We start from the raw sequence: 26,777 nt of genomic DNA on the forward strand, positions 1-26,777 counted from the left end.
ACAGGGAAAATGAACTTCTGGAACCACATCGCCGGCTATGCCGCCGCCATCCGCGAATTCGTCGCGCCGACCTATCGGCCCGAGCGCTATTACATGCGCGGCCCGGGCCCGGCCTGCGCACGCCGCGGCAACTCGCTCGGCATCGGCACGCACTGACCACGATGCTCGACAGCCGCCACAACAGCCGGATCTGCAAGCCGGTCGCCGACACCCGCGCCACGACCTATCGTGACGAGCGCCCCGCCGTCATCGACGGCAGGCGTGCGACAACGCCGCGACTTTGACGCCGCCGCCGGCTGGCTTAGTGTCCCCCTAGCTTAGTGCCTAGGGGCACAAGCAGCCGGGGCGGACATGACCGACCTGTCCGAACAGAAACGTCCCCTTCTCCCAGGCCAAGCTTACGATGCCCGCCAGCCGCTGCTCGTGTTCGACGGCGTCTGTGTGTTCTGCTCGGGCTTCGTCCAGATCGTCCTCAAGATCGACCGGAACAAACGCTTCCGCTTCGCCACCGCGCAATCGCCGCTCGGCGAGGCGCTGTTTCGTGAGCACGGCCTGCCGACCGAGGATTACGACAGCAACCTCGCCATCATCGACGGCGCCGCCTTCACGAAGCTCGACAGTTTCGTCGCCGTCATGGCGGCGCTCGGCTGGCCGTGGCGCGCCGCGAGATTGCTGCTCGTCCTGCCGCAGCCGCTGCGCGACTGGCACCGCTATGCGCTGTTCGGCCGCAAAGACAGCTGCGAGATCCCCTCCGCCGAGCTGCGGCAGCGGCTGATCAGTTGAGATCGGAGGGTCGGATGAAGCTTCTGATTGTTGGCGGTTACGGCACCTTCGGCGGGCGCATCGTGCAGTTGCTGGAGAGCGAGCCGCGTCTGACCTTGCTCGTCGCCGGCCGCTCGCTCGCCGAGGCGGAGGCCTATTGCAAAGGACGAGGCGGTACCAAGGCCAGGCTCGCGCCGGTGATGTTCGATCGCGACGCGGATTTTATCGCGGCTGGCTCGAACCGGCGCAGGCTTCGAGCGCGACCGTATCCCCGGCCGTCCCGCCAAGCTCGCGACAGCCCTTGGCCGTGCACAAGGTCCAGCCTCCCCCGGTTGCGCCAGAGGCCGCGAGCACCAGCCGCGGCTGTGGCCCGATCCGTGGCGCATAGACCCACCATCCGTCCCGCAGCACCGAGCCTTCCGGCGGCTCCATGCCGGCGCCGGAGCCCTTGACGCGCGCTTCGACGACGCGCAGACCTGCCGGCGTCACCTTCCAGTCCTCTTGCCAGCGCGTCCGTTCCACCGAATGCGTCCAGGACAAGGTAAAGGCGGCAACGGCAAGCGTCACCGTCTTGCCGGCTGCGAGGATGCACAGGCTCATGCAGGGCCGGCCGCGGATGCCTGGCGCGCGCGCCAGCAGTGCCAGCCGATCCAGAGCAGCGCCAGCGCCCAGCCGGTTTCGTCGGTGAGCGGCAGCGCCGCCACCAGCAGCACGCCGGCGGCGAAGGCGACCAAGCGCTCCCACCAGGCCATGCGGCGAGCGAGGAAGCCGACGGCGGCGGCGCCCCAGAGCACGATGCCCATGCAGGCTTTGGCGACGACGTAGGCGACCTCGACCGGATAGCCGAACGAAGCCGCGATCGGGCCTGCATCCTGCAGCATCAGCGCCGGCGTGTAGACGGCCATGAACGGCACGACGAAGCCGGCGATGGCGAGCTTGGTCGCCTGAATGCCGATCTTCAGCCCGCTTTCCCTGGCCATGGGCGCCGCGGCGAAAGCGGCGAGCGCCACCGGTGGGGTGAGATCAGCCATGATGCCGAAATAGAAGACGAACATGTGGCTGACGATGAGCGGCACGCCGAGCGACAGCAGCGCCGGGCCGGCGAGCGAGGAGGTTATGATGTAGTTGGGGATGGTGGGGATGCCCATGCCGAGCACCAGGCAGGTGAGCATGGTGAGCAGCAGCGACAGGAACAGATTGTTCTCGCCGATGGAGATGATCCAGCCGATGAAGGTCGAAGCGATGCCGGTCAGCGTCAGCGTGCCGATGACGATGCCGACGATGGCGCAGGCGATGCCGACCGGCAGCGCGTTCTTCGCCCCTTCGGCAAGCGATTCGACGCAGATGCGCAGCGTCTCGCGACCGCCCTTGAAAGTGACGCAGGCGACAATGAGCGCCGCGATGACGAGGCCGAGGATGTTGACGCCGAAGCGCATGAAGGAGGCGGCGGCAAGGCCGAGCGCCAGCCAGAAGACGACGCGGAAGGCGAACGGTCCGATCAGCGCCGCCAGCGGCGTGCCGAGGATCAGCACGATGGTCAGCGCCAGGCCCATGGTGCCGGCGAAGATCGGCGTATAGCCGGCGAAGAGCAGGTAAACCAGCACGGCAAGCGGCAGCACCAGCGGCCAGTGCTGCCGCACCGCATCCCAGGGATTGGGCAGCTCAGCCTTGGCCATGCCGTGCAGGCCGGCCTTGCCCGCCTCCAGATGCACCTGCCAGAAACAGGCGCCGAAATAGAGCAGCGCCGGAATGATCGCCGCCTTCACCACCTCGGCGTAGGGGACGTTCAGCGTCTCGGCCATGATGAAGGCGACCGCGCCCATCACCGGCGGCATGATCTGGCCGCCCATCGAGGACGTTGCCTCGACGGCGCCGGCGAAGGCCGAGCGGAAGCCGAAGCGCTTCATCAGCGGAATGGTGAACTGGCCGCTCGCCACGACATTGGCGACGCCCGAACCGGAGATGGTGCCCATCAGCGCCGAGGAGAGCACGCAGACCTGGGCCGGACCGCCGCGCCAGGAGCCGACCAGGCCAAGCGCGAAATCGTTGAACAGCGCGATCATGCCGGCGCGTTCGAGGAAGGCGGCGAAGACGACGAAGATGAAGATGTAAGCCGCCGAGACATAGACCGGCGTGCCGTATATGCCTTCGGTGCCGAAGGCGAAGGTGTCGACGAGCTGGGCGAAATCGTAGCCGCGATGGATGAAGGGCGGCGGCAGGTGATTGCCGACGAAGCAATAGGCGAGGAAGATGAAGGCGATCACCGCGAGCGGCAGCCCCATCAGCCGCCTTGCCGCTTCGAAGACGAGCACCACCAGCAGCGTGCCGACGATCAGGTCCGGCGTGGTGAGGAAGCCGGAGCGGCGGATGAGGTCGGCGTAGAAGACCCAGTTGTAGAGGCCGGTGCCGAAGCCGAGCGCGCCGAGCGTCCAGAACGCGGCCTTCGCCGCTACGCCGGTGGCGCGCAGGTTGGCGATCAGGCCGAAGCCGAGCAGCAGCAGGAAGCCGACATGCATGGCGCGCACCACCTGGCTGGGCAGGCTGCCATAGGCGGCGATGTAGATCTGGAAAACGGAGAAGGCGACGGCAATCAGGAAGGCCGCCTTGCCGGCGATGCCGCCGCCGAAGCCCGGCGGCAGGCCTTCGACCTGTTCTTCGGCGACAGGGAGATGAAAAGTGGTCGAATTGCCGTCGGTCGTTGTTCCAGACGTTGCTTTGCTCATCCGACGCGCTCCATAGCAGACTGCCGCGCCATCCTCGCTTACTTGATCAGCCCTTTTTCCTTGTAATATTTCTCCGCGCCGGGATGCAGCGGCACCGGCATGCCGTCCAGCGCCTTGGCCGGATCGATCGCCTTGGCGGCGGCATGGGCGGCGGCGAGCTGGTCGAGATGCTCGAACATCAGCTTGGTCATCTGATAGGCGGTCTCGTCGGAAACATCGGCCCGGGTGACAAGGAAATTGCCGACCGCGGCGGTGGCGACATCCTCGGTCTGGCCCTCATAGGTGCCCTTGGGAATGATCACCGAAAGATAGGGCGAGCCGATCTTGGCGACGTCCTCGGCCGGCACGGCGACGACGTTGATCGGCACCGAAGTTGCGAGATCGCGGATCGAGGCGACGCCCAGGCCCGCCGATTGCAGCGTGGCGTCGAGCTGCCGGTTCTTGATCAACTCGACCGACTCGGCGAATGGCAGGTACTCGACCCGTCCAAGATCCTCATATTTCAGCCCGGCGGCGGCGAAGATGGCGCGGGCGTTGAGCTCGGTGCCGGAGGCGGGCGCGCCGACCGACAGGCTCTTGCCCTTGAGGTCGGCGAGGGTCTTGATGCCGGACTCCTTGCTGGCGACGATCTGAATATAGTTCGGATAGATGGCGGCGATGCCGCGCAGCTTGTCGAGCTTGCCGGGGAAGCCGGCTTCGGTGTTGCCTTCGGCGGCGAGCTTGACGGAATCGCCGAGCGCGAAGGCGATCTCGCCCTTGCCCTGCTGCAGCAGGTTGAGGTTCTCGACCGATGCCTTGGTTGCCTGCACCTGGGTGCGGGCGCCTTCGATGCCCTTGCCGTAGATTTCCGACAGCGCGACGCCGAGGGGATAGTAGACGCCCGACGTGCCGCCGGTCAGCACGGTGATGAATTCCTGTGCCCCGGCCGACATGGCGCCGAGGCCGAGCGACAATGCCAAAGCGCCGGCGGCAACAAATTTCGTCCTGAAATCGAGCATTTTGTTTCCTCCTCCTGATGGTCGCGCCGCGCCGCCTCTGCCGGCGCGAAGCTGGGAGTTTAGACAGGAGACGTCAAATGCCAACCCGCAATTGCAGCCATTAGACGAACGATCGAGGGGTGGCGAAAGCGCCGGCTTGCGCTCGATTGCTTTGGAGGCGAAAGATTTTCGCGGCGCCTGTCGAAATCGGCCGTGGCCGCACGACATAGGTCGGCCCGCGACGACGCGGCCTTCGAGAAAACGGAGAAGACCATGCGATACATGCTTTTGATCTACAATGACGAAGCGGCAATGGCGAATGCGCCGCGCGACAAGACCGAACAGACGCTTGCCGCCTACGGTGCCTATACCGAAGCCTTGAAGAAGTCCGGCGCGTACCTCGCCGGCGAAAGGCTGCGTCCGACCCAGGCGGCCACTTCGATACGGCTCGCCGACGGCAAGACCAATGTGCTCGACGGTCCCTATGCCGACACAAAGGAACAGCTTGCCGGCTTCTACATGATCGAAGCGACCGACATCGACACCGCTATGGAATGGGGCGCGCGCTGCCCGGCAGCCAGCACCGGCACGGTCGAGGTGCGGCCGATCTGGGAAATGACCGACTACCGGTCCTAGCAATATGGACAAGCGCCCGGAGACGGCGCGGGCGGCGGCCGAGGCGGCCGCCCGGCAGAGCTACGGCAAGCTGGTTGCCTATCTCGCTGCTCGCATGCGCGACGTTGCCGGCGCCGAGGACGCGCTGGCCGACGCGTTCGCCGCCGCACTGGAGCGCTGGCCGAAGAGCGGCGTGCCCGAAAAGCCGGAGGCCTGGCTGCTGGCGGTGGCGCGCCGCCGCGACGTCGACGCCGTGCGGCGGCGGCTGACCGGCGAGGCGGCCCGCGGCCACCTGCAGCTGATTGCCGAAGAGGCGGAGGCGCGCATGACGCACGAGGATTTGCCCGACGAGCGGCTGAGGCTGATGTTTGCCTGCGCACATCCGGCGATCGAGGCCAGCGTACGCGCGCCGCTGATCCTGCAGACCGTGCTTGGCTTCGACGCCGCAACCATCGCCTCGGCCTTTCTGGTCTCGCCGACGACGATGGGCCAGCGCCTGGTGCGCGCCAAGAGCCGCATCCGCGAGGCCGCCATCCCCTTCCGGGTACCGGAGCGGGCCGAGCTCGGCGAGCGGCTCGATGCGGTGCTGGAAGCGATTTACGCCACATTCGCCGAGGGCTGGTCGGATCCGGCCGGCACCGAGACGCGCCGACGCAACCTGGCTACGGAAGGCATCTGGCTCGGCCGGCTGGTCGCGTCGCTGATCCCGGATGAGCCGGAAACGCTCGGGCTCCTGGCGCTGATGCTTTTCGCCGACGCGCGGCGCACGGCGCGGCGCAGTCCCGACGGCGACTTCGTGCCGCTGGCTGAGCAGGACGTGGCGCTTTGGGACGACAAGCTGATCGACGAGGCGGAAGCGCTGCTCAGGCGCGCCGCGATCAGGCGAACCATCGGCCGCTACCAATTGGAGGCTGCGGTCCAGTCGGCGCACACGGCAAGGCGGCGGAGCGGCCGCACCGACTGGACCGCGATCCGCCAGCTTTACGACGCGCTGATGGCGATTGCCGGCTCGCCGGTGGTGGCGATCAACCGCGCTGTCGCGATCGCCGAAGCCGAGGGCGCAGCCGAGGGTCTTGCCGCGCTCGACGAGATCGGCGGCGATAAGCGGCTTGCCGAATACCAGCCCTATTGGGCGGCGCGGGCCGAGCTCTTAGCCAGGCTCGGCAGGACGGCCGAGGCCGCCGAGGCTTACGACCGGGCGATCGGCCTCGAGCGCGATCCGGCCTTGCGCCATTTCCTGCAGGCCGAGCGGGGGAAGCTGGTCCGCAACTGAGGCGAGACGGCGGTTCCAGCAACTAGTCCTGCGGCCACATCTCATGAGAAAGGTTCAGTTTCCGCATGATCGCATGCTGGCGCAACTTGCCCCACAGCCGTTCGATGTTCGGCCAGGCTACGCGAGCGCTCTTGGTGTCGGGATGCCAGGCCACCAGCATCACGAGATAGATGTCGACCAGCGAAAATTCCTCACCGGCCAGCCACTCACGGCCGGCGAGCGCGCTATCGAGAATGGCAAAGCCGCGATCCATTTCGGCGATAGCCGCCTCCTTGACCACCTGCACGCTATCGGCGTCGGCCGTGTAGCGGTGGGGGTAATAGAGCCTCAGGATCGCGGGATAGAGCGCCGACGACATGAAGGCCATCCAGCGCAGGAAATCGGCGCGCGCCGGCGAGCCCGCTTGCGGCGCCAGATGCGCTTCTGGATGACGCTCGGCGAGCAGGATGCAGATCGCCGCCGATTCGGTCATCGACCGGCCGTCGGGCAATGTCAGCGCCGGCACCTGGTTCAGCGGGCTGATGGCGAGGAAAGCCGGATCGGGCGGATCCTTCTTCGGCACGTCGATCTGCCGGAAAGGCGCGCCGGCCATAGCCAAGGCCGCCTCGACGACGAAGCCGCCGCTGCCGGGACGCGTGTAAAGCTTGTACATAAAATCCTCCCGCCGGCCGATTCGAGGCCGGCGGCGATTTGAACCGGAAGCGGCGCCTTCCTCAAGCCGGGCTCCGCTTGCCACAGACGCTTTTTGAGCGATCCAGCTTGCATCATCCCGGGAGTGCCGCTTGTTCGCAAGCTCTTGAGATTGGCTGTGGCGTTCCCGACTTGGTCATCCACGTGCGAGCAACGAGCTGCGCGACGCGCGCAGACCCGAGGATCCATGCCTTGGCGTCTCCACGTCACAAGCGTTGCGGATCTTTCTGCGGAGGAGGAACAGCGGCTCCGTTAATCTCGGATAAGACAGGTGGTATCCATTCTGGACCGTGGCATTTCCCGGCCATTCTTCGAGGTATGAGCGCCTACGCCCCCAGCCCGTCGAACAGGATCGTCGAGAGATAGCGCTCGGCGAAGGACGGGATGACGACGACGAGGTTCTTGTCCTTGTTTTCCGGCCGCGAGCCGACGACGATCGCCGCCTGCAGCGCGGCACCCGACGAGATGCCGACCGGCACGCCTTCGAGGCGGGCGACGAGGCGCGCATTGGCGACCGAATCCTCGTTCGAGACCCTGACGATCTCGTCATAGATCGTGGTGTCGAGGATCTTGGGCGCGAAGCCGGCGCCGATGCCTTGAATCTTGTGCGGGCCGGGCTGGCCGCCGGAGAGCACCGGCGAGGCTTCCGGCTCGACCGCCACGACATGCAGCGAAGGCTTGCGCTTCTTCAGCACCTGGCCGACGCCGGTGATCGTGCCGCCGGTGCCGATGCCGGCAACGAAGATGTCGACCTCGCCATTGGTGTCGTTCCAGACCTCCTCCGCCGTGGTGCGGCGGTGGATTTCCGGATTGGCCGGGTTCTCGAACTGCTGCGGGATGATGGCGTTGGGCAGCGTGGCGGCAAACTCGTCGGCCTTGGCGATGGCGCCCTTCATGCCTTTCGGGCCTTCGGTGAGCACCAATTCGGCACCGAGCAGCGCCAGCATCTTGCGACGTTCGACCGACATTGTCTCCGGCATGGTGAGGATCAGCTTGTAACCCTTGGCGGCGGCGGCGAAGGCCAGCGCGATGCCGGTGTTGCCGGAGGTCGGCTCGATCAGCGTGGTCTTGCCCGGCGCGATCTTGCCGGCCTCCTCCAGCGCCTCGATCATCGAGACACCGATGCGGTCCTTGACCGAGGCGATCGGGTTGAAGAATTCGAGCTTGGCCAGCACGTTGGCGACGACGCCCTTCTCCTTGGCGAACTTATCCAGCCGCACCAGCGGCGTGTCCCCAATCGTCTCGGTGATCGAGTTGAAGATGCGGCCGCGGCCGGGGACACGCGCGGAGGTGACGGGCTTGTTCATTGGTTTCGCTCCCAAGGCAAAGGCATAGGCATACAGAATAAGGCTTTCAGCCGCGCAAGATAGGCTGCCCGCCGAAAATATCCGAGTGGGGCGGCTGCTGAAAACCTCCCCGCGCCGGAAATGCATTTTCCGGATCGGCCCGTTTTGGGGATGCTTTCCCCGAAATGGGGGCCGGTTGAGAATGCAGCCTATTGACGGGCCGCGATGGCGGCTGCCGCTCCCATCATGAAGCCGGCGGCGGTGCGGTTCAGCACCTTGAGCGCGCGCGGCGATCTCAGGAACCAGCGCGCCTTGGCAGCCAGCGCCAGATAGGGGACCAGCACCCCGAACAGGACGACAACGGTCAGCGCGACAAGGATGCCGTAGTCGGCCGGCGTGATCGTCTTCAGGTCGACGATGGTCGGCGTGATGGCGAGATAGAAGATCATCGTCTTCGGGTTGCCGAGCGTCACCGTCAGCCCGGCGATGAAGCTCGACGCCAGGCCGCTTCTGCCCTTGCGCGCCTCGACCGTCTCGGGCGAGATGCCGCTGGTCCAGAAGCGCCAGGCAAGGAAGGCGAGATAAGCGACGCCCGCCCATTTGATGGCGAGAAACACCATGCCGAAGGTCTGGGCGACGAAGGCGAGGCCGAGCACGACGGCGGTGAGGTAGGTAATGTCGCCGAGCATGAGACCGAACGACATAGCGAGCGACGAACGGAAGCCGGAGCCGAGCGCGCGGGCAACAAGCGCCGTCACGCCGGGACCCGGAATGGCGGCGGCGACGCCGAGGGCGGCGCTGTAGGCGAGAAATCCTGTCAGTGTCATGGTTTGAACCCAGCGCTATCCCGGGATCGGGATCCAGAGCGGCAGCCTCTTACCACGGTGCCGGGGCGGCGTTAATTGCCTTGCGGCCGGATTCGGTTGCACCAGCGCCGCTTCAGGACCGGCCGTCGCCGTAGGCGACGCGCCATATCGTGCCGTTGCCGTCCTCGGTCAGGATCAGCGAACCATCGTTCGCCACCGCGACACCGACCGGCCGGCCCCAGACCGCATCGTCGGCAATGACGAAGCCGGTGGCGAAATCCTCATATTCGCCGGTCGGCTTGCCGTCCTTGAACTTCAGCCGCACCACCTTGTAGCCGGTGCGGACATTGCGGTTCCACGAGCCGTGCAGGGTGACGAAGGCGTCGCCCTTGTAGTCGGCCGGGAAGTTGCCGCCCTCGTAAAAGGCGATGTTGAGCGGCGCCGAATGTGCCTGGATCAGCACGTCCGGCACCGTGACCTTGCCGGCGAGATCGGGCCGCGCGCCTTTGTGGCGCGGATCCTCGTTGTCGCCGATATAGTACCAGGGCCAGCCATAGAAGGCTCCCTCCTTGACGGCGGTCGCATATTCGAAAGGCACGTTGTCGCCTAGCTCGTCGCGTTCGTTGACGACGCACCAGAGCGCGCCCGTAGCCGGCTGCACCGTCATGCCCGAGCAGTTGCGCAGGCCGGTGGCGACCATCCTGCGGTTCTTGCCGTCAGGATCGAAAGCGAGCACATCCGCTCGGCCTTCCTCCGCGCCCCAGGTAGCGCCGAGCGGTGCCGATCTCGCCCATTCTTCGACGCCGCCCTTCGGCCTCGCTCCCATGCCCTCCGCGGTATTCGAGCCCGAGCCGACCGAGAGATAGAGCGTTTTGCCGTCGGGCGAAAAAGCGATGTCGCGCGTCCAGTGATGGCTCGACGGGATGTCCGAGACGATCGTTTCGGGCTCGCCGGAAGCTTTGAGGTCGCCGTCGCGATAGGCAAAGCGGACGACGCTGTTGCTGTTGGCGACATAGACCCATTGCGGCTTGTCGCCCGGCGGATAGAAGGCGATGCCGTAGGGCCGGGTCAGGCCTTTGGCAAAGACCGACTTCTCGGCGGGCTTGGCGCTGCCTTCGGCCAGTCGATAGACGCGGACCTGGCTCGCCCTGCTGTCGGCGACGAAGAGATCGCCGTTCGGCGCCGTGCGCACGACACGCGGGCTGCTGATGCCCGAAGCCACCAGTTCGGCCGAAAAGCCGGGTGGAAGGGCTGGCGTGGCATCCTCGGGGCGATCGGTGACACCGCCGCCGTTCGAGGCGGATTCGGCGACATTCGGCTTCGGGAGATCGTCGGGCCTGATGAGGCGCCGCACGCCGGGCCGGTCGGCCCTCCAGTCACCGAAGGCCTTCTTGCCGGTGAGCAAGGGCTGATCGGCCTGCTGCGCGACGGCGCCGGAGGCCAGGAACAAAGCGAGGGCGGCAAGGCCGGCAATCCGTATCATGCTGTTCTCCGTTATTCGCCAACGTGCATCAGCAACCAGACAGCGAATATCGGGCAGGCTTTCCAAAAGAGAAGCCGGGCATGCGGATTTTGACGGAAAGCGCCGGCAGTTCAGCTCTCTTCGATATCCAGATCGTCGTCGAGCTGCTTTTCCAGCGCGACCAGATCGGCCGGCAGCGGCAGGCCCATGGCGCGCATTTCCCTGAGCTTCTCGCGCAGTAGCTCCTGGATCTCGTGATCGTCTTCCGGCTGGTTCACCATCTCCTCGAGCAGCAGGCTGATCTGGGCCTTGAACGATTCCAGCGCCATTTCCACCCTCCTTGCGACGTTTCCCGCTCGCCTATCTCAGCATGCGCGAAATCAACTGGGCCGTATAGTCGACCATCGGGACGATGCGGGCATAGTTCAATCGCGTCGGGCCGATGACGCCGAGCGCGCCGACGACGCGGGCATCCTTGTCGCGATAGGGCGCGACCACGAGCGACGAACCGGACAGCGAAAACAACTTGTTCTCCGAGCCGATGAAGATGCGCACGCCCGGACCTTCCTCGGCGAGGTCGAGGAGCTGCAGGAGTCCGTCCTGCGTTTCCAGATCCTCGAACAGATGGCGCAGCAATTCGAGATCGGCCTGGGCGGTGACGTTTTCCAGAAGATTGGCGCGGCCGCGCACGATGAGGCGCGCCGGCAGGCCGCTTTCGGCGCCGGCCCAGACCGCGAGGCCCTTCTCGACCAGCTCCTGCGACAGCGTGTCGAGAGCGGCCCTGGTCTCGTCCTTGATGCGCGCGATCTCGACCCGGGCCTCGGCCAGCGTGCGGCCGCGGATATGGGCGTTGAGGAAGTTCGAGGCCTCGTGCAGCTGCGAGACGGTGATACCGGCCGGCAGGTCGACAACGCGGTTCTCGACATCGCCGCTCTGCGACACCAGGACGGCGAGCGCCTTGGTGGGTTCCAACTGGATGAACTCGATGTGCTTCAGAGCCACCTCGTTCTTGGCGGCGAGCACCAGGCCGGCGCCGCGCGACATGCCGGAGAGCATCTGGCTGGCCTCGGTCAGCATATGCTCCAGCGTGGCGCCCGAGCCCGAGGCACGCACCTGCGCCTCGATGACGCGACGCTCGTCGTCCGACAGATCGCCGAGCTCCATGAAGGCATCGACGAAGAAGCGCAGGCCGGTCTGGGTCGGCAGGCGGCCGGCCGAGATGTGCGGCGCGTAGATCAGCCCCAGATGCTCGAGGTCGCTCATCACGTTGCGGATGGTGGCCGGTGACAGCGACGACGGCAGGATGCGCGACAGGCTGCGCGAGCCGACCGGCTCGCCGTCGCGCAGATAGGAATCGACAATCCGCCGGAAGATGTCGCGCGAGCGCATGTCGAGCGACTGAAGCACGGGCGGCTGCGATGCGGGATCGACTGCCTTGTTCATTCCGGCGAAAAACCTCCTATCGAAAGATATAGACTTAAGCCTCCCTGGCGCAACCCGGGCCATTTTCGCTTGCGCCGTTTCCTTGACTCCCCGTTTCCTTGGCGCCCTTTTCCTTTGCGCCATCCGCCGCATGCGTCTACAAGCCGCCGACGAATCCAAAACCATAGGAAAGAAGGCCGAATGCGCCCCTCCAAACGCCAGCCCGACGAAATGCGCGCCATCTCCTTCGAGCGCGGCGTCTCCAAGCACGCCGAAGGCTCGTGCCTGGTGAAGTTCGGAGACACGCATGTGCTATGCACGGCGAGCCTGGAGGAAAAGGTGCCGGCCTGGATGCGCAATTCCGGCAAGGGCTGGGTTACGGCCGAATACGGCATGCTGCCGCGCTCGACGGGCGAGCGGATGCGCCGCGAGGCTTCCGCCGGCAAGCAGGGCGGCCGCACGCTGGAGATCCAGCGGCTGATCGGTCGTTCGTTGCGCGCCGTTGTCGACCTGCAGGCGCTAGGCGAACAGCAGATCACCGTCGACTGCGACGTTATCCAGGCCGACGGCGGCACCCGCACCGCCTCGATCACCGGCGGCTGGGTGGCGCTATACGATTGCCTGCGCTGGATGGAAGCGCGCCAGATGGCCAGCGTTTCCAAGGTGCTCAAGGACCATGTCGCGGCGATCTCCTGCGGCATCCATGACGGACAGCCGGTCATCGATCTCGATTATCTCGAGGATTCCTCGGCCGGCACCGACGCCAATTTCGTCATGACCGGCAAGGGCGGCATCGTCGAGATCCAGGGCACGGCGGAAGGCGAGCCCTTCTCCGAAGAGCAGTTTTCGGCGCTGATGGGACTGGCCAAGAAGGGTATTTCTCGGCTGGTCAGCCTGCAGCAGATGGCGGTGGCGTAGGTTTTCGAATGCCGAGCCTAGGCACCCCCCTCTGGCCTGCCGGCCATCTCCCCCTCAAGGGGGGAGATCGGACCTCACCTCGGCCTTCGCCAATCTTCGCCGTCGACACACTGTCGGTGGAGCTGCCAATCTCTCCCCTTGAGGGGGAGATGCCCGGCAGGGCAGAGGGGGGTGCTTCGTGACTCCCTCCGCGATTCTGGAATCAGCGCTCTACGTCACAGATCTAACCGCTGCCGAAGCCTTCTACCGCGACATCCTCGGCCTGGATCCGCTGGGCAAGGTCGAAGGTCGCCACGTCTTCTTCCGCTGCGGCAACGGCGTGCTGCTCATCTTCAATGCCGAGGCGACGAAAATTCCGCCGGCGCCCGACGCCAGGCTGAAGGTGCCGCCGCACGGCACGGTCGGCGAAGGGCATCTTTGCTTCACTGCGACTGCGGCCGAGATCGCCCAATGGCGCAAGCATCTGGCGGCCAAGAACATCGCCATCGAAAGCGATTTCGAATGGCCGCAAGGCGGACATTCGATCTATATCCGCGACCCTTCGGGCAATTCGATCGAGTTCGCCGAACCAAGGATCTGGGGTCTCTGATGCATTCTTTGAACGAACAAAAGATCGTCGTCGCCAGCCACAATGAAGGCAAGCTGCGCGAATTCGCCGACTTGATGGCCCCGTTCGGCTTCGAGGCGAAGTCGGCCAAGGAGTACGGCCTGCCGGAACCGGACGAGACCGGCACGACCTTCGAGGAGAATGCCTATATCAAGGCCTATGCCGCGGCCAAGGCCACCGGCCTGCCGGCGCTGTCGGACGATTCGGGGCTCTGCGTCGATGCGCTCGACGGGGCGCCCGGCGTCTACACCGCCAACTGGGCCGAGACGGCGGACGGCACACGCGATTTCGGCATGGCCATGCAGCGCACCGAAGTGGCGCTGCAGGAGGTCGGCGCGACCGAGCCGGCGCAGCGCACCGGCCGTTTCGTCGCCGTCATCTGCCTCGCCTTTCCCGATGGCGAGGCCGAATATTACCGCGGCGAGGCCGAAGGCACGCTGGTCTGGCCGCCGCGCGGCACGCTCGGCTTCGGCTACGATCCAGTGTTCCTGCCCAACGGCTTCGCCAAGACTTTTGGCGAGATGAGCGCCGAGCAAAAGCATGGCTGGAAGCCCGGCCAGGCAACAGCCCTGTCGCACCGCGCCCGCGCCTTCCAGAAGTTTGCCCAGGCCCGCTTGGATTTGGCGCGGCTGGATCTGGCGCGGCTCAGGTCAAAATGATCGGAACAGGCCAGACCATGCCGCTCGACCGCAGCCCCGGCTTCGGCGTCTATATCCATTGGCCGTTCTGCGCGGCCAAATGCCCTTACTGCGACTTCAACAGCCACGTTCGCCACCAGCCGGTCGACCAGGAGCGTTTTGCGCGGGCCTTCGAGACGGAGCTCAAGACGATGCGCGCCCGCACCGGGCCGCGCGAGGTGACCAGCATCTTCCTCGGCGGCGGCACGCCGTCGCTGATGAAGCCGGAAACGGTGTCAGCGGTTCTGGAAGCCGTAGCGAAGAACTGGACGGTGCCTGCCGGGATCGAGGTGACGCTGGAGGCCAACCCGTCCTCGGTCGAGGCGGAGCGCTTCCGCGGTTATCGGGCGGCCGGCGTCAACCGTGTCTCGCTCGGCGTGCAGGCGCTGAACGACAAGGACCTGCGCTTCCTCGGCCGGCTGCACAATGTCGAGGAGGCGCTGCAGGCCATCGGGCTGGCGCGGGAAATCTTTCCGCGGCTCTCCTTCGACCTGATCTATGCGCGGCCCGGCCAGACGCCGGAGGCTTGGGCTTTAGAGCTTGAGGAAGCGATCGGGCACGCCGCCGACCACCTGTCGCTCTATCAGCTCACGATCGAGGAGGGCACGCCGTTCCATGCACTCCACTCAGCGCGAAAATTCGTCCTGCCCGACAACGACCATGCCGCCGACCTCTACGCGCTGACGCAGGAGGTGACCGCGGCGCACGGGCTTCCGGCCTACGAAATCTCCAACCACGCGCGGCCGGGCGCGGAAAGCCGGCACAACCTGACTTATTGGCGCTACGGCGAATATGTCGGCGTCGGACCCGGCGCGCATGGCCGCTTCGTCGAGAACGGCCGCCGTACCGTGACGGTCGCGGAAAAGATGCCTGAGACCTGGGCCAACCTGGTCGAAGCCAGGGGCCATGGCGTCACCGGCGGCGAGGTGCTGACGCGCGCCGAAGAAGCCGACGAGTTCCTATTGATGGGGCTGCGGCTGGCCGAAGGCATCGACCTCCAGCGCTACGAGACGCTTGCCGGGCGTAGTCTGGCGAGCGACCGATTGTCGGTGCTGCAGGAAGAGGGGCTGGTGGCGCCGGTCGGCAACGCCCGCCTCCGCGCCACGACCGCCGGCATGATCGTGCTCGATGCGGTGGTGGCAGACCTCGCGCGGTGAAAAAGGTTCTCTTCGTCTGCAGCCAGAACCGCCTGCGCAGCCCCACCGCCGAGTAGGTGTTTTCCAGGCGCCGCGACCTCGAGGTCGAATCGGCCGGCACCAATCACGACGCGGACAACCCGCTCACGCAGGAGCTCGTCGCGTGGGCCGACATCAGCTTCGTCATGGAGAAGGCCCATCGGGCCAAGCTGCAAAAGAAGTTCCGGTCGAGCCTGAAGGCCGCCAGAGTGATCTCCCTCGACATTCCGGACAATTACGCCTTCATGGACCCGGAGCTGGTGCGACTTCTGGAGGCCAAGGTCACTAAATATCTGGGCTGAATGGCGTGGTTGAACGGCCAAGCACGGCGCTTCGCTCCTCGCTCCGCCTGGGATAACGAGGCGAGAGATCGCGAAGGGTCGCAGCAGCTCTAGGCGTCGTGCTTCTGGCGCTGCTTCCCGCGATCCTTTTCCGCATGCGCGTCGCCGGAACGGCCCTGCTTCAGATCGGTCTTGTCGCGGCGGTTCCCGTGCTGGGCGGCGATCGGATGGGAAGGAATGCCCTCGCGGGCGGTCTTGCTTTCGAGTCGTGTGATGAAAATGTCGAAGCGATTGGGCATCGTCCGGTCAGTGCTCCGTCGTGCTTTCGGTTTCGGTCGAGGCGTCTTGAACCGCGGGGCTTGGAAGCGGCTTCATCGCTTCCTTGTCCTTTGTCCTGGCGGAGGGTTCCCGATCCTCCGAACCGGCAACCTTCTCCGATCCGGCAAAGCGCTTGCAGCCCGAATAATAGGGCGTGAAAGCGTCTTGAATGATCAGGCTGTCCATCCTGTCCTCCTCCTCGGGAATCAGGGGTAAAATCCGCCTTATGCGGTTTGGTTCCGCATCGTGGCAAAGGCATGGCGATTCCCTTGCATCGCCATCACGTTTTGCAACCGCAGATCAGCCGTGGCAAACAGTGGCGCGTGGGGAGGGCCTCAATTGACCGGCGACAAACGCAGCTATGTAATCGGGCAGACCGAAATTGCGGCGCGGCCGCTGGAGCCGGCGCTCTATCTGGTGGCGACGCCGATTGGCAATCTCGCCGATGTCACGCTGCGTGCGCTGGAGACGCTGGCCGGCGCCGACATCGTTGCCTGCGAGGACACCCGCGTCTCGCGCGTGCTGCTCGAACGCTACGGCATTCGCCGGCGCACCACGGCCTATCACGAGCACAATGCAGCCGAGGCCGGGCCGAAGCTGATCGAGTCGCTCGCTGCCGGACAAAGCGTGGCGCTGATCTCGGATGCCGGCACGCCGCTGGTTTCCGATCCCGGCTACCGGCTGGTCGGCGAGGCGCTGGAGCGCGGCATCCGCGTTATTCCGGTGCCCGGACCGTCGGCGGCGCTTGCCGCGCTGACCGCTTCCGGCCTGCCTTCCGACACCTTTCTGTTCGCCGGCTTCTTGCCGGCCAAGGCGGGCCAGAGGCTCACCAAGCTCGAAAGCTTCAGGCAGGTGCCGGCGACGCTCATCTTCTATGAATCGCCGCGCCGGCTGGCCGAGACGCTTGCTGCGATGGCGCAAGCGCTTGGCGGAGCGCGCAAAGCGGCGATTGGCCGCGAGCTCACCAAGGCGTTCGAGGAGATGCGAACGGGAACGCTCGGAGAGCTCGCCGATCACCACGCGGCGGCCGAGACGCCCAAGGGCGAAATCGTGGTCTGCGTCGGCCCGCCGGAGGCGGCCGAGGACCAGCCGGCCGACATCGACCGGCTGCTGTTGTCTTTAGCCGCCGAAATGCCGGCCTCCAAGGCGGCGGCGGAAGCGGCGAAGATGACCGGCGGCCAGAAACAGGCGCTCTATCGCCGGCTGATCGAGCTGAAGGCGGACGGCGGTGGCTGAGCGCACCGTCGGTCATCGGCGAAAAGCCTATCGGCGCGGCCATCGCGGCGAATGGCTGGCGGCGTTGGCGCTGATGCTGAAGGGCTATCGCATCCTTGCGCGCCGCCATCGCACAAAGCTCGGCGAGATCGACCTGATCGCCAGGCGCGGCGACCTGGTGCTGTTCGTCGAGGTCAAGGCGCGGCGCACGCTGATGGAGGCGATGGAAGCGATCGCCCACGCCTCGGAACGGCGCATCGAGGGTGCCGCCGACCTCTGGCTGTCGCGACAGCCGGACTATGGCCGGCTGTCGGTACGCTTCGACATGGTGGCGGTGCTGCCCTGGCGCTGGCCGGTGCATGTCGAGAATGCATTTTATGGGCGGAATTGAGGGCTCACCCTCCGCACTTGTGGGAAGGTAAGCTCACCCCCAGATCATCAGCGCCACCAGTCCGAGCCCGCCAACCACCAGCCGCCACCAGCCGAACAGCGAATAGCCCCTGCGCGAGACGTAATCGAGCAGGAAGCGCACCACGAAGAGCGCGGTGACGAAGGCGGCGATGAAGCCGACGGCAATGATCGGCAGGTCGGCCGAGGTCAGCACGTTGCGGTTCTTGAACAGATCGAAGGCGAAGGCCCCGACCATCGTCGGCATGGCGAGGAAGAAGGAAAACTCCGCCGCCGCGCGCTTGTCGACGCCCAAGAGCAGCGCGCCGACGATGGTCGAGCCGGAGCGCGAGGTGCCGGGTATCAGCGACAGGCACTGGAACAGGCCGATCTGCAGGTAAAGCCTGGTCGGAAAGCGCTCGACGTCGCGGTAGACGGGCTTCAGGTTCATGCGGTCGACGGCGAGCAGCACCACGCCGCCGATGACCAGCATGATGCAGATCAGGCGCGGCGATTCGAACAGGAAGGTCTTGATGAAGTCATGCGCCAACGCGCCGATGAGCGCCGCCGGCAGGAAGGCGATGAGGATGCCGATGGCGAAATGCCTTGTCAGCCGGTCATGCGGCAGTTCGAGCAGCATCTTCCAGAGGCGGCGGAAATAGACGCTCAAGATCGCAAGAATCGCGCCGAGCTGGATCAGGATCTCGAAGGCCTTGCCGGTCGAATGAAAGCCGAGGAAATGGCCGGCGAGCAGGATGTGGCCGGTCGACGAGACCGGGATGAATTCGGTCAGGCCCTCGATCAGACCAAGCAGCAGCGCTTCGACGATGGTCTGGCTTTCCATGGCAACCTCTGCTTCGAGTGACGGCTAAGGGGAAGGGCTTGCTTGTCATGGCGCGGAAGTGCCCCTATAGGTCGCAACACATGACAGTCCCTGGAATCGGGCCGCCAAGACTTACCGGCGCTCACACCAATTTGCCAGTGCGCCCTATCATCGCGGAACCATGCTGACGCTTTTTCACCACCCGATGTTCGCCACCTGCCGGTTCGTCCGCCTCGCCTTTGGCGAGTATGGCGAGGAGCTGGCCTTGATCGAGGAGAAACCCTGGACCCGGCGCAAGGAGTTTCTGGCGCTCAATCCGGCCGGCACGCTGCCGATCCTGCTGGCCGAAGGCGATGTGCCAATCGTCGGCGCCATGGTCATTGCCGAATATCTTGACGAGACACGCGGGGTGCTGAAGCGCGACAGGCGGCTGTTTGCCGAGGACCCGATGCAGCGCGCCGAAATCCGGCGACTGACCGACTGGTATCTCAGCAAGGCCGAAAGCGAGGTCACCCGCCATCTGGTGCGCGAGCGGGTGCTGAAGCCGGTGATGCCGGAGACGGCGGGCGGCGGCTCACCCGATTCGGGCGCAATCCGCGCCGCGCGCGCCAACATCCGCCAGCACATGAAATACACCAACTGGCTGGCGGGCACGCGTCATTGGCTGGCCGGCAACAAGGTGACCTATGCCGACCTCGCCGCGGCCGCGACGCTTTCCGTGCTCGACTATCTCGGCGAGATCGACTGGCGCGAGCACGCGGCGGCGCGCGAATGGTATACTCGCGTGAAATCACGGCCGTCGTTCCGGCCGCTGCTCACCGATCGCGTGCGCGGCCTGTCGCCGGTATCGCATTATGCGGACCTCGATTTCTGACACGACGAAGCTGCGCGCGCTGATCGACGCGGAGGCGCGCCGCGCCGGCTTCGACGCCGTTGCCGTCACCCGGCCGGACGCGATCCCGCTGGCTCCCGCGCGCCTGGCCGAGTTTGTCGCCGAGGGATTTCACGGCTCGATGGACTGGATCGCCGAGACGATCGGGCGGCGTGCCGAGCCTTCGACGCTGTGGCCGGAAGTGCGTTCGATCATAGTGCTCGCCATGAACTACGGTCCGGACCGGGATCCGCGCGATGTCCTCGACAAACACGATCGCGGTGCGATCTCGGTCTACGCGCAAAATCGCGACTATCACGACGTGATGAAAGGTCGGCTGAAGGAAATCGCGGGCAAGATCGTCGCGCGGGCCGGCGGCGACGTGAAGGTCTTCGTCGACACGGCGCCGGTGATGGAAAAGCCGCTTGCCGAAGCCGCGGGGCTGGGCTGGCAGGGCAAGCACACCAACCTGGTGAGCCGCGAGCATGGCTCATGGCTGTTCCTCGGCACTATCTTCACCACGGCCGAGCTTGAGCCGGACAAAGCCGAGATCGACCATTGCGGCTCCTGCCGCGCCTGCCTCGACATCTGCCCGACCGATGCCTTCCCGACGCCCTACCGGCTCGATGCGCGGCGTTGCATCTCCTACCTCACCATCGAGAACAAGGGGCCGATCCCGCGCGAATTTCGCGAGGCGATCGGCAACCGCGTCTATGGTTGCGACGACTGCCTCGCCGTGTGTCCGTGGAACAAATTCGCCAGCGTCGCCGCCGAGGCCAAGCTTGCCGCTCGCGAAGATCTGCGCGAGCCGCGGCTGTCGGAGCTGCTGTTGCTCGACGATGCGACGTTCCGCTCCTTTTTCTCGGGCTCGCCAATCAAGCGCATCGGCCGCGACCGTTTCATCCGCAACGCGCTGATCGCCGCCGGCAATTCGGGCGATGCTTCGCTGACGCCGATCGCGCGCGGCCTAATCGACGACGGCTCGCCCCTGGTGCGGGGTGCGGCAGTATGGGCGCTATCGCGACTGATGCCGCGGCGCGATTTTGCGGAGTTCGCCGCATCGGCCTTGCAGGCCGAAGGCGATGCAACGGTGCGCGAGGAATGGCTGTCAGCGCTGCCGGTTCCCGCAAAGGACCATTGAGGAACGGATTTAATTGATGGGCGAGAGACGCTTCTTCATTTTCGGCGCCGGTTATTCCGGTAAGGGTTTTGCGAGAGCCAATGAAGATGGCGCGCCGATCCTTGGGACGACGCGATCGCCGGAAAAGTTCGAGGTGTTGCGGCAGGCAGGCATCAATCCGTTAAGCTTCGACGGTTCGTTGACGGCGGAAATCAGCGATGCGCTTCGGCACACAACACATCTCATCGTCTCGGTCGCTCCGGACGAAGCGGGCGATCCGGTGCTCAACGCGGCAGGCGAGGCGATCCGGGCCAAGATGCTGGCGCTCAAATGGATCGGCTATCTTTCCACTGTCGGCGTCTACGGCGACCATGGCGGCGCCTGGGTGGACGAGAGCGCCGAGTGCAAGCCGGTTTCGAAGCGCTCGGTAATGCGGGTGGCGGCCGAACAGGAATGGCTGGCTCTTGGGCGGGAAATCGGAAAGCCGGTAGCGATCCTGCGGCTTTCCGGCATTTACGGCCCGGGCCGCAACGCGCTGGCCAATCTTGAGGACGGCACCGCGAGGCGGCTGGTCAAGCCCGGCCAGGTCTTCAACCGCATCCATTGCGACGACATCGCCGGCGCCCTGTGGCACCTGGCCGATAGGAACCGCGGCGGCATCTTCAATGTCACCGACGACGAGCCGGCGCCGCCGCAGGATGTCGTCGCCTACGCCGCCCGGCTGATGGGCGTGGAGGCGCCGCCGGAAATCCCCTTCGAGACGGCGCAACTTTCGCCCATGGCGCGGTCCTTCTACGGCGAGAACAAGCGCGTCGCCAACGCCGCGATCAAAGCGGCCGGCTACAGCTTTCGTTTGCCGAATTACCGGGTGGCGCTGGAGCGGATGTGGGCCGACGGCAACTGGCGAGACGGACAGCCGCGCAGCCCGATGAAACGCTCGTGAGCGAAGCGACGTGCATGGCGTGATATGATTCGCGCCTGAACTGCGTCGCGAATCTTTCGGATCCGCTTCGTGCGCTCCAGGTTTGATTTTATGCATGTCTTTGTCCCGAAACCGGGTCCCACTTTCCGGAGACATGTTTTAGCATGCCGCCTGAGATTGCGTCGCGCCACTGGAGAGGGGACCCGACCTGATGACGTTGCGACCGCTGCCCGACAGGAAGCCGTTCCTGACCGCCGCGCTTGCCCTGGTGACCTTAGCCGGGCTGGCGGCGGCCGCGATCTCGGCCGAACCGCGCGCAAAAGACCTGTTTGGCGCCAAGAAGCTGCCGGCGGTGGCGCACGCGCAATCGTTCGGCTTTTACTCAAGAGGCTGCTTCACCGGCGGGGTCGCCTTGCCGGTGGACGGGCCGAGCTGGGAGGTGATGCGCCCCTCGCGAAACCGCCGCTGGGGCCATCCGGCGATGATTGCGCTGATCGAGAAGCTCGCTCGAGACGCCCAGGCGGATGGCTGGCCGGGGCTGCTGGTCGGCGATGTCTCGCAGCCGCGCGGCGGCCCGATGACGACCGGCCATGCCTCGCACCAGATCGGCCTCGATGCCGACATCTGGCTGACGCCGATGCCGCGGCGGCCGCTGACCATGGCGCAGCGCGAGAGCATGAGCGCGACGCTGATGGTCGACGAGAAGACGCATCTGGTGAAGGACGCGCTGTGGACGCCGTCCCATACGCGGCTTTTGAAGCGTGCGGCGAGCTACCCTGAGGTCGAGCGCATCCTGGTCAATCCGGGCATCAAGAAGAAACTTTGCGACACGGTCACCGGCGATCGCTCCTGGCTGCGCAAGATCCGGCCGTTCTGGGGCCATGACTATCATTTCCACATGCGCATCGGCTGCCAGGCGGGCTCGCCCGGCTGCAAGGCGCAGGAGGCGACGCCGGCCGATGACGGCTGCGGCAAACCGCTTGCCTGGTGGTTCACCGAGGAGCCGTGGCGGCCCAACAAGAACCCGGATGCGCCGAAAGCGCGCGACCTGATGACCATGGCCAATTTGCCGAAGGAGTGCCAGGCGGTGCTTGCGGCGCCGGACGCGCCTTCTCTGGAAGCGGTCACCTATCAGGGCGACGGCGCGGCAGCGGTGGCGGCGGCCAAATCGAAAGCGACCGAGCCGGCGGAGACGATCTCCAGCGATGCGGCGACGCTGCCGGCGGCGGCGAGCTCCTTTGCGCCGACGCCCAAAATCGGCATTCCAGTGCCCCGGCCAAGGCCGGGGAACTGAGGCCACGCCACGGCGTCCAGATGGTCGAGGCCGGCGGCGCCCCACATCCGCCTGGCTGCCGCAATGCGGGCTTTCTTCTTGCGAAGCTGGCGATTGGCGAAACCATTGGCGACAGTGCCCCTCTCCCCGTCACTGACGGGGAGAGGATTCCGACAGGCAGGTGAGGGGCGGCGCCGACGCTCGAGATAGGCACCAAAGCCGCTTTCCCTTTGCAGGACCATGCGCTAGTCAGCGACGGAGCGGGAACGAACGGGACAAAAAGCATGGTTGGCGAAGACGATACAGCGCTGCGGTTTCCGGTCCTGATCGGTGATATCGGCGGCACCAATGCGCGTTTCTCGATCGTGCTCGACGCCAATTCGGAAGCGACCGAGCCGCAAATCGTCCAGACTGCCAATTTCAAGACCATCGACGAGGCGATCCAGGCGGCGGTGCTCGACCGCTCGTCGATCCAGCCGCATTCGGCGGTGCTGGCGGTGGCCGGGCCGGTCGACGGCGACGAGATCCGGCTGACCAACTGCCCGTGGGTGGTCAAGCCGCACCAGATGTTTGCCAATCTGGGCTTGAGCGAGATCGTCGTGCTCAACGATTTCGAGGCGCAGGCGCTGGCGGTGGTGGCGCTGGGCGAAGAGCATATGGAAAAGATCGGCGGCGGGACGCCGGAGCCGAATGCCGGCCGGGTCGTGCTCGGCCCGGGGACGGGGCTCGGCGTCGCGGGGCTGATCTACGCGCTGCGCCGCTGGATACCGGTGCCGGGCGAGGGCGGGCATATGGATATCGGCCCGCGCACGCCGCGCGACTTCGAAGTGTTTCCGCATATCGAAAAGCTCGAGGGTCGCATCTCCGGCGAGCAGATCCTGTGCGGCCGCGGACTGGTCAATGTCTATCGCGCGGTGGCCAGGGCCGACGCAAAGCCGACGCCTTTCACGACGCCGGCGGAAGTTACCGCGGCCGCGCTCGCCAAATCCGATCCGGTGGCACAGGAAGCGCTGGAACTGTTCGTCACCTGCCTCGGCCGCACCGCGGGCGATCTCGCGCTGGTGTTCATGAGCCGCGGCGGCGTTTTCCTGACCGGCGGCATCGCGCAAAAAATCGTGCCGGCATTGAAAGCCGGCAATTTCCGCGCCGCGTTCGAGGACAAGGCGCCGCACAGCGCGCTGATGCGCACGATGCCGGTCTATGTCATCACCCACCCGCTGGCCGCGCTTCTCGGGCTGGCCGCCTATGCCAGAACCCCGTCGCTGTTCGGCGTTCAGACCGCCGGACGGCACTGGCGGGCATGAGCGCGCCCGGGTTCGGGATGGCAATCGGCCACCGCGACGAAGTTTCGCCATAGGCAAGCCGTAGCCGGGGCGCTAAGAGGGTGCCGACATGCTCCCCGACCTTTGACGAGAACCCACGAAGCGCTGCCGATTTGACATTTCAAAATCCAAACAAGCTAAAGGCCCGGCCCGGCGAGGTAACGGTGGTACTGCGCCGTATCATCGCCGAGAACGGCTATGACCATCGCTGGTCCTACGCGATCGTCATCGTCTGCTCGTTATTGGTTTCGGGCGCGACCGCCTTCTCGGCCTGGGTCATGGCGCCGATGGTCAATCAGATCTTCTACGAGCGGAGCAGCGACGCCGTCTGGTGGATTTGCGCCGGCTTCATGGGCGCCTTCCTCGTGCGCGGCTTCGCCGGCTACGGCCAGGCGGTGATGCTGGCCACGATCGGCAACAATCTGGTCGCCCGCTACCAGAAGCGCAGCTTCGACCAACTGATGAAGCTCGGCGTCAATTTCTTCAACGACACGCGCTCGGGTCGACTGGCGGCGCAGCTGGACGAGAATATCGGCGGCATCCGCGACCTGCTGTCGCTGACATTGATTTCGATCACTCGCGACGCAGTGACGCTCGTCGGCCTGGTCGGCCTCATGGTCTACCAGGATCCGGTGTTGTCGCTGAGCTCGCTGCTGATCGGGCCGCCGCTGATCTGGGCCGTCGTCTACATCACGCGCCGGGTGCGCAAGATCAATCGGGAATCCGTGCTGATCAATTCTCGGCTGAGCGGGTCGGTGCAGGAGGCCACCCAAGGCATCGCCATCGTCAAGGCCTTCACCCTGGAGGAAGAGCTTAAGCGCCGCATCGGCAGCATGGCCGACACGGCCGAACAGCGCAGCAACAAGATTGCCCGCGTCTCGGAACGGCTGTCGCCGATTTCGGACATGCTGGCCGGCCTCGCCGTGACCGCCGTCATCGCTTATTCCGGCTATCGGGCATTGTATCTCGGTCAGCCGCCGGGCGCGGTCTTTTCCTTCATCACCGCGCTGATCCTGGCCTATGATCCGGCGCGGCGGCTGGCGCGCATGCAGGTGGCGATGGAACGCGCGCTGGTCAACGCGCGCATGATCTATGAACTGCTTGACCTCGAGCCGAAACAAAGCGACGCGCCCGACGCCGCCGAAGCGAAGATCATTTCCGGCGAAGTGACCTTCAACAATGTGACGTTCGGCTATAGCGCCGACATGCCGGTGCTGAGGGATCTGAGCTTTACCGCCGCCGCCGGCAAGGTGACGGCGATCGTCGGCGCTTCGGGCGCCGGCAAGTCGACGCTGGTGGCGCTCTTGCAGCGCTTCTATGACGTCGACGAGGGCAGCATCGAGGTGGACGGCCAGGACATCTCGAAGGTGACGAAGCGGTCGCTGCGCCAATCGATCGCCTATGTCTCGCAGGCGCCGTATCTCTTCGAAGGCACGATCCGCGACAACATTCGCTACGGCCGGCTGTCAGCGACCGACGCGGAGATCGAGCAGGCGGCGAAACAGGCCGCCGCCGACGAGTTCATCCGCCAGCAGCCGCAAGGCTACGACACGCCGGTCGGCGAAGGCGGCTCGACGCTTTCCGGCGGTCAGCGCCAGCGCGTCTCGATCGCCCGCGCCATCGTGCGCCAGGCGCCGATCCTGCTGCTCGACGAGGCTACGTCGGCGCTCGACAACGAGGCCGAAGCGCGCGTCCAGGAAGCGCTCACCCATGTCATGGAAGGCCGCACCACCATCGTCATCGCGCATCGGCTGTCGACCGTGGTCAATGCCGACCGCATCATCGTGCTGGAAGAGGGACGGCTGGTTGAGGAAGGCACACACGCCTCGCTGATGGCCGACCCGCACAGCGTCTATGCCCGCTTCCACCGGGTGCAGGGCAAGAAGGGGCTGGGGCTTGTCGATGACGCCAAGACAACCCAAACTCCTCTGCCGCGCACGCGCGCGAAGAAGACCGTCGGGAGAAGCGCATGAGCGAAACGGGCGATATGGGCCTGGTGGTGGTGGGCGCCGCCGGCCGGATGGGTCAGACGCTGATCCGCGCCATCCACTCCATTCCCGGCGCGTGCGTTGCCGGTGCCGTCGAGCGGCCGGGTTCACCGCATCTCGGCAAGGATGCCGGAGAGCTCGCCGGCATCGGCAGCATCAATGTGCCGATCGCCGACGACCCGCTGCCGGCCTTCGCCAAGGCCGACGGCGTGCTCGATTTCACGGCCCCGGGCGCAAGCGTCGAATTCGCCGGCTATGCCGCGCAGGCGCGCATCGTCCATGTCATCGGCACGACCGGCTGTTCGGCCGATGACGATGCGAAGATCGCCGCGGCGGCGCGCCACGCGACCATCATCAAATCCGGCAATATGAGCCTCGGCGTCAATCTTTTGGCGGTGCTGGTGGAGCAGGCGGCGCGCGCGCTCGATGCGCAGGATTTCGACATCGAGATCCTGGAGATGCACCACAGGCACAAGGTCGACGCGCCGTCCGGCACGGCGCTGCTGCTCGGCGGAGCGGCGGCCAAAGGACGAGAGATCGCGCTCAATGACAACAGCGTGCGTGTGCGCGACGGCCATACCGGCGTCCGCAAGGCCGGCACGATCGGCTTCGCCAGCTTGCGCGGCGGGTCGGTGGTCGGCGAGCACAGCGTGATCCTGGCCGGCACCGGCGAGCGCATCACGCTCGCCCACCAGGCCGAGGACCGGGCGATCTTTGCCCGCGGCGCGGTCAAGGCGGCGCTCTGGGGCCGAGGCAAGAAGCCGGGCCTCTATTCCATGCGGGACGTGCTCGGCCTGGGCTGAGGCGGTTTTTTCTGCTTTTCTTCCGCAATTCCGGGCTGAAAACCGCTACACACTTTTCCTG

Annotated in this window: 30 protein-coding genes; 18 read left to right on the top strand and 12 right to left on the bottom strand. The window is 65.8% G+C overall.

Features of this window, described 5'->3' with window-relative positions:
* The first annotated feature begins 9 nt into the window (after positions 1–9).
* On the top strand, positions 10–156 hold the full coding sequence (locus tag P9217_RS11080; protein ID WP_082980733.1) for a hypothetical protein: 147 nt from the start codon (positions 10–12) through the stop codon (positions 154–156).
* A gap of 195 nt (positions 157–351) precedes the next feature.
* Positions 352–783 (top strand): DCC1-like thiol-disulfide oxidoreductase family protein, encoded by a 432-nt coding sequence (locus P9217_RS11085; protein ID WP_278086020.1) that lies wholly within the window; start codon positions 352–354, stop codon positions 781–783.
* A gap of 201 nt (positions 784–984) precedes the next feature.
* Here the strand turns inward: P9217_RS11085 and P9217_RS11090 are convergent, their stop codons facing one another.
* Genes P9217_RS11090 through P9217_RS11100 form a run of 3 tightly spaced genes read right to left on the bottom strand, consistent with a single transcriptional unit; the run spans position 985 to position 4,483 of the window.
* Complete coding sequence (locus tag P9217_RS11090; protein WP_127216016.1) at positions 985–1,362, bottom strand: DUF1850 domain-containing protein; 378 nt, start codon at positions 1,360–1,362, stop codon at positions 985–987.
* Positions 1,359–3,485 carry a TRAP transporter permease gene (locus P9217_RS11095; RefSeq protein ID WP_278086019.1) on the bottom strand — a complete coding sequence of 709 codons (2,127 nt, stop codon included), beginning with the start codon at positions 3,483–3,485 and terminating at the stop codon, positions 1,359–1,361. Before P9217_RS11095 ends, P9217_RS11090 begins: the two co-directional genes overlap by 4 nt.
* A gap of 38 nt (positions 3,486–3,523) precedes the next feature.
* Positions 3,524–4,483, bottom strand: coding sequence for a TAXI family TRAP transporter solute-binding subunit (locus P9217_RS11100; RefSeq protein ID WP_067003186.1), 960 nt, complete (start codon positions 4,481–4,483; stop codon positions 3,524–3,526).
* 252 nt (positions 4,484–4,735) lie between these two features.
* On the opposite strand from P9217_RS11100, the gene P9217_RS11105 reads away from it, so the two are divergent.
* Positions 4,736–5,098 (top strand): YciI family protein, encoded by a 363-nt coding sequence (locus tag P9217_RS11105; protein ID WP_067003312.1) that lies wholly within the window; start codon positions 4,736–4,738, stop codon positions 5,096–5,098.
* Positions 5,099–5,102: 4 nt separating this feature from the next.
* Positions 5,103–6,350 (top strand): DUF6596 domain-containing protein, encoded by a 1,248-nt coding sequence (locus P9217_RS11110; RefSeq protein WP_127247422.1) that lies wholly within the window; start codon positions 5,103–5,105, stop codon positions 6,348–6,350.
* Positions 6,351–6,372: 22 nt separating this feature from the next.
* Here the strand turns inward: P9217_RS11110 and P9217_RS11115 are convergent, their stop codons facing one another.
* The 6 genes from P9217_RS11115 to hrcA form a co-directional block, all read right to left on the bottom strand.
* Positions 6,373–7,002 carry a glutathione S-transferase family protein gene (locus tag P9217_RS11115; RefSeq protein ID WP_278086018.1) on the bottom strand — a complete coding sequence of 210 codons (630 nt, stop codon included), beginning with the start codon at positions 7,000–7,002 and terminating at the stop codon, positions 6,373–6,375.
* A gap of 364 nt (positions 7,003–7,366) precedes the next feature.
* A complete protein-coding gene (cysK, locus tag P9217_RS11120) occupies positions 7,367–8,347 on the bottom strand; it encodes a cysteine synthase A (protein ID WP_278086017.1) in 981 nt (326 codons plus the stop codon).
* A 188-nt stretch (positions 8,348–8,535) separates the two neighbouring features.
* Positions 8,536–9,153 (bottom strand): LysE family translocator, encoded by a 618-nt coding sequence (locus tag P9217_RS11125; protein ID WP_278086016.1) that lies wholly within the window; start codon positions 9,151–9,153, stop codon positions 8,536–8,538.
* 112 nt (positions 9,154–9,265) lie between these two features.
* Positions 9,266–10,615, bottom strand: coding sequence for a sorbosone dehydrogenase family protein (locus tag P9217_RS11130; protein ID WP_278086015.1), 1,350 nt, complete (start codon positions 10,613–10,615; stop codon positions 9,266–9,268).
* Positions 10,616–10,725: 110 nt separating this feature from the next.
* Positions 10,726–10,923 (bottom strand): hypothetical protein, encoded by a 198-nt coding sequence (locus P9217_RS11135; RefSeq protein ID WP_067003314.1) that lies wholly within the window; start codon positions 10,921–10,923, stop codon positions 10,726–10,728.
* A gap of 31 nt (positions 10,924–10,954) precedes the next feature.
* On the bottom strand, positions 10,955–12,037 hold the full coding sequence (gene hrcA / locus P9217_RS11140) for a heat-inducible transcriptional repressor HrcA (protein WP_067003197.1): 1,083 nt from the start codon (positions 12,035–12,037) through the stop codon (positions 10,955–10,957).
* Positions 12,038–12,217: 180 nt separating this feature from the next.
* Here hrcA and rph point away from each other — a divergent pair, with 180 nt between their 5' ends.
* The 5 genes from rph (at position 12,218) to P9217_RS11165 (ending at position 15,695) form a co-directional block, all read left to right on the top strand.
* Positions 12,218–12,934: a ribonuclease PH gene (gene rph / locus P9217_RS11145; protein ID WP_067003199.1), complete on the top strand. Its 717-nt coding sequence runs from the start codon at positions 12,218–12,220 to the stop codon at positions 12,932–12,934.
* Positions 12,935–13,112: 178 nt separating this feature from the next.
* The gene (locus P9217_RS11150; protein ID WP_095799529.1) at positions 13,113–13,523 is read left to right on the top strand and encodes a VOC family protein; all 411 of its coding nucleotides are present in this window, start codon (positions 13,113–13,115) and stop codon (positions 13,521–13,523) included.
* On the top strand, positions 13,523–14,200 hold the full coding sequence (gene rdgB / locus P9217_RS11155) for an RdgB/HAM1 family non-canonical purine NTP pyrophosphatase (protein WP_127215921.1): 678 nt from the start codon (positions 13,523–13,525) through the stop codon (positions 14,198–14,200). The genes P9217_RS11150 and rdgB overlap by 1 nt, the downstream gene beginning before the upstream one ends.
* On the top strand, positions 14,197–15,375 hold the full coding sequence (hemW, locus tag P9217_RS11160) for a radical SAM family heme chaperone HemW (RefSeq protein WP_278086014.1): 1,179 nt from the start codon (positions 14,197–14,199) through the stop codon (positions 15,373–15,375). The genes rdgB and hemW overlap by 4 nt, the downstream gene beginning before the upstream one ends.
* A gap of 56 nt (positions 15,376–15,431) precedes the next feature.
* Entirely contained in the window at positions 15,432–15,695 is a 264-nt protein-coding gene (locus P9217_RS11165; RefSeq protein WP_278086013.1) for a protein tyrosine phosphatase, read from the top strand.
* A gap of 89 nt (positions 15,696–15,784) precedes the next feature.
* Here the strand turns inward: P9217_RS11165 and P9217_RS11170 are convergent, their stop codons facing one another.
* Positions 15,785–15,973 carry a hypothetical protein gene (locus P9217_RS11170; protein WP_067003209.1) on the bottom strand — a complete coding sequence of 63 codons (189 nt, stop codon included), beginning with the start codon at positions 15,971–15,973 and terminating at the stop codon, positions 15,785–15,787.
* A gap of 7 nt (positions 15,974–15,980) precedes the next feature.
* Entirely contained in the window at positions 15,981–16,178 is a 198-nt protein-coding gene (locus tag P9217_RS11175) for a hypothetical protein (RefSeq protein ID WP_067003211.1), read from the bottom strand.
* A 153-nt stretch (positions 16,179–16,331) separates the two neighbouring features.
* Between P9217_RS11175 and rsmI the strand changes: the two genes are divergently transcribed.
* Both rsmI and P9217_RS11185 read left to right on the top strand, forming a co-directional pair.
* Entirely contained in the window at positions 16,332–17,228 is an 897-nt protein-coding gene (gene rsmI / locus P9217_RS11180; protein WP_127247415.1) for a 16S rRNA (cytidine(1402)-2'-O)-methyltransferase, read from the top strand.
* A complete protein-coding gene (locus tag P9217_RS11185; RefSeq protein ID WP_067323465.1) occupies positions 17,221–17,598 on the top strand; it encodes a YraN family protein in 378 nt (125 codons plus the stop codon). Before rsmI ends, P9217_RS11185 begins: the two co-directional genes overlap by 8 nt.
* A gap of 33 nt (positions 17,599–17,631) precedes the next feature.
* Here P9217_RS11185 and P9217_RS11190 read toward each other — a convergent pair whose 3' ends face one another.
* Positions 17,632–18,438 carry an undecaprenyl-diphosphate phosphatase gene (locus P9217_RS11190; RefSeq protein WP_095827355.1) on the bottom strand — a complete coding sequence of 269 codons (807 nt, stop codon included), beginning with the start codon at positions 18,436–18,438 and terminating at the stop codon, positions 17,632–17,634.
* A 160-nt stretch (positions 18,439–18,598) separates the two neighbouring features.
* On the opposite strand from P9217_RS11190, the gene P9217_RS11195 reads away from it, so the two are divergent.
* The 7 genes from P9217_RS11195 (at position 18,599) to dapB (ending at position 26,716) form a co-directional block, all read left to right on the top strand.
* Positions 18,599–19,291, top strand: a complete 693-nt coding sequence (locus P9217_RS11195) for a glutathione S-transferase family protein (RefSeq protein ID WP_067003220.1) — start codon at positions 18,599–18,601, stop codon at positions 19,289–19,291.
* Positions 19,272–20,429, top strand: coding sequence for a tRNA epoxyqueuosine(34) reductase QueG (gene queG / locus P9217_RS11200; protein ID WP_278086012.1), 1,158 nt, complete (start codon positions 19,272–19,274; stop codon positions 20,427–20,429). Before P9217_RS11195 ends, queG begins: the two co-directional genes overlap by 20 nt.
* A gap of 16 nt (positions 20,430–20,445) precedes the next feature.
* Positions 20,446–21,351 (top strand): SDR family oxidoreductase, encoded by a 906-nt coding sequence (locus tag P9217_RS11205; RefSeq protein ID WP_278086011.1) that lies wholly within the window; start codon positions 20,446–20,448, stop codon positions 21,349–21,351.
* Positions 21,352–21,541: 190 nt separating this feature from the next.
* Positions 21,542–22,624 (top strand): penicillin-insensitive murein endopeptidase, encoded by a 1,083-nt coding sequence (gene mepA / locus P9217_RS11210; protein ID WP_067323472.1) that lies wholly within the window; start codon positions 21,542–21,544, stop codon positions 22,622–22,624.
* Between the two features lie 263 nt (positions 22,625–22,887).
* Positions 22,888–23,907, top strand: coding sequence for a glucokinase (locus P9217_RS11215; protein WP_067003316.1), 1,020 nt, complete (start codon positions 22,888–22,890; stop codon positions 23,905–23,907).
* Between the two features lie 131 nt (positions 23,908–24,038).
* Positions 24,039–25,898, top strand: a complete 1,860-nt coding sequence (locus tag P9217_RS11220) for an ABC transporter ATP-binding protein (protein ID WP_278086010.1) — start codon at positions 24,039–24,041, stop codon at positions 25,896–25,898.
* Positions 25,895–26,716 (top strand): 4-hydroxy-tetrahydrodipicolinate reductase, encoded by an 822-nt coding sequence (gene dapB, locus P9217_RS11225; RefSeq protein ID WP_095799539.1) that lies wholly within the window; start codon positions 25,895–25,897, stop codon positions 26,714–26,716. Before P9217_RS11220 ends, dapB begins: the two co-directional genes overlap by 4 nt.
* Positions 26,717–26,777: the final 61 nt, after the last annotated feature.

This window comes from Mesorhizobium sp. WSM4989 (assembly GCF_029625795.1).
Lineage (GTDB): Bacteria > Pseudomonadota > Alphaproteobacteria > Rhizobiales > Rhizobiaceae > Mesorhizobium.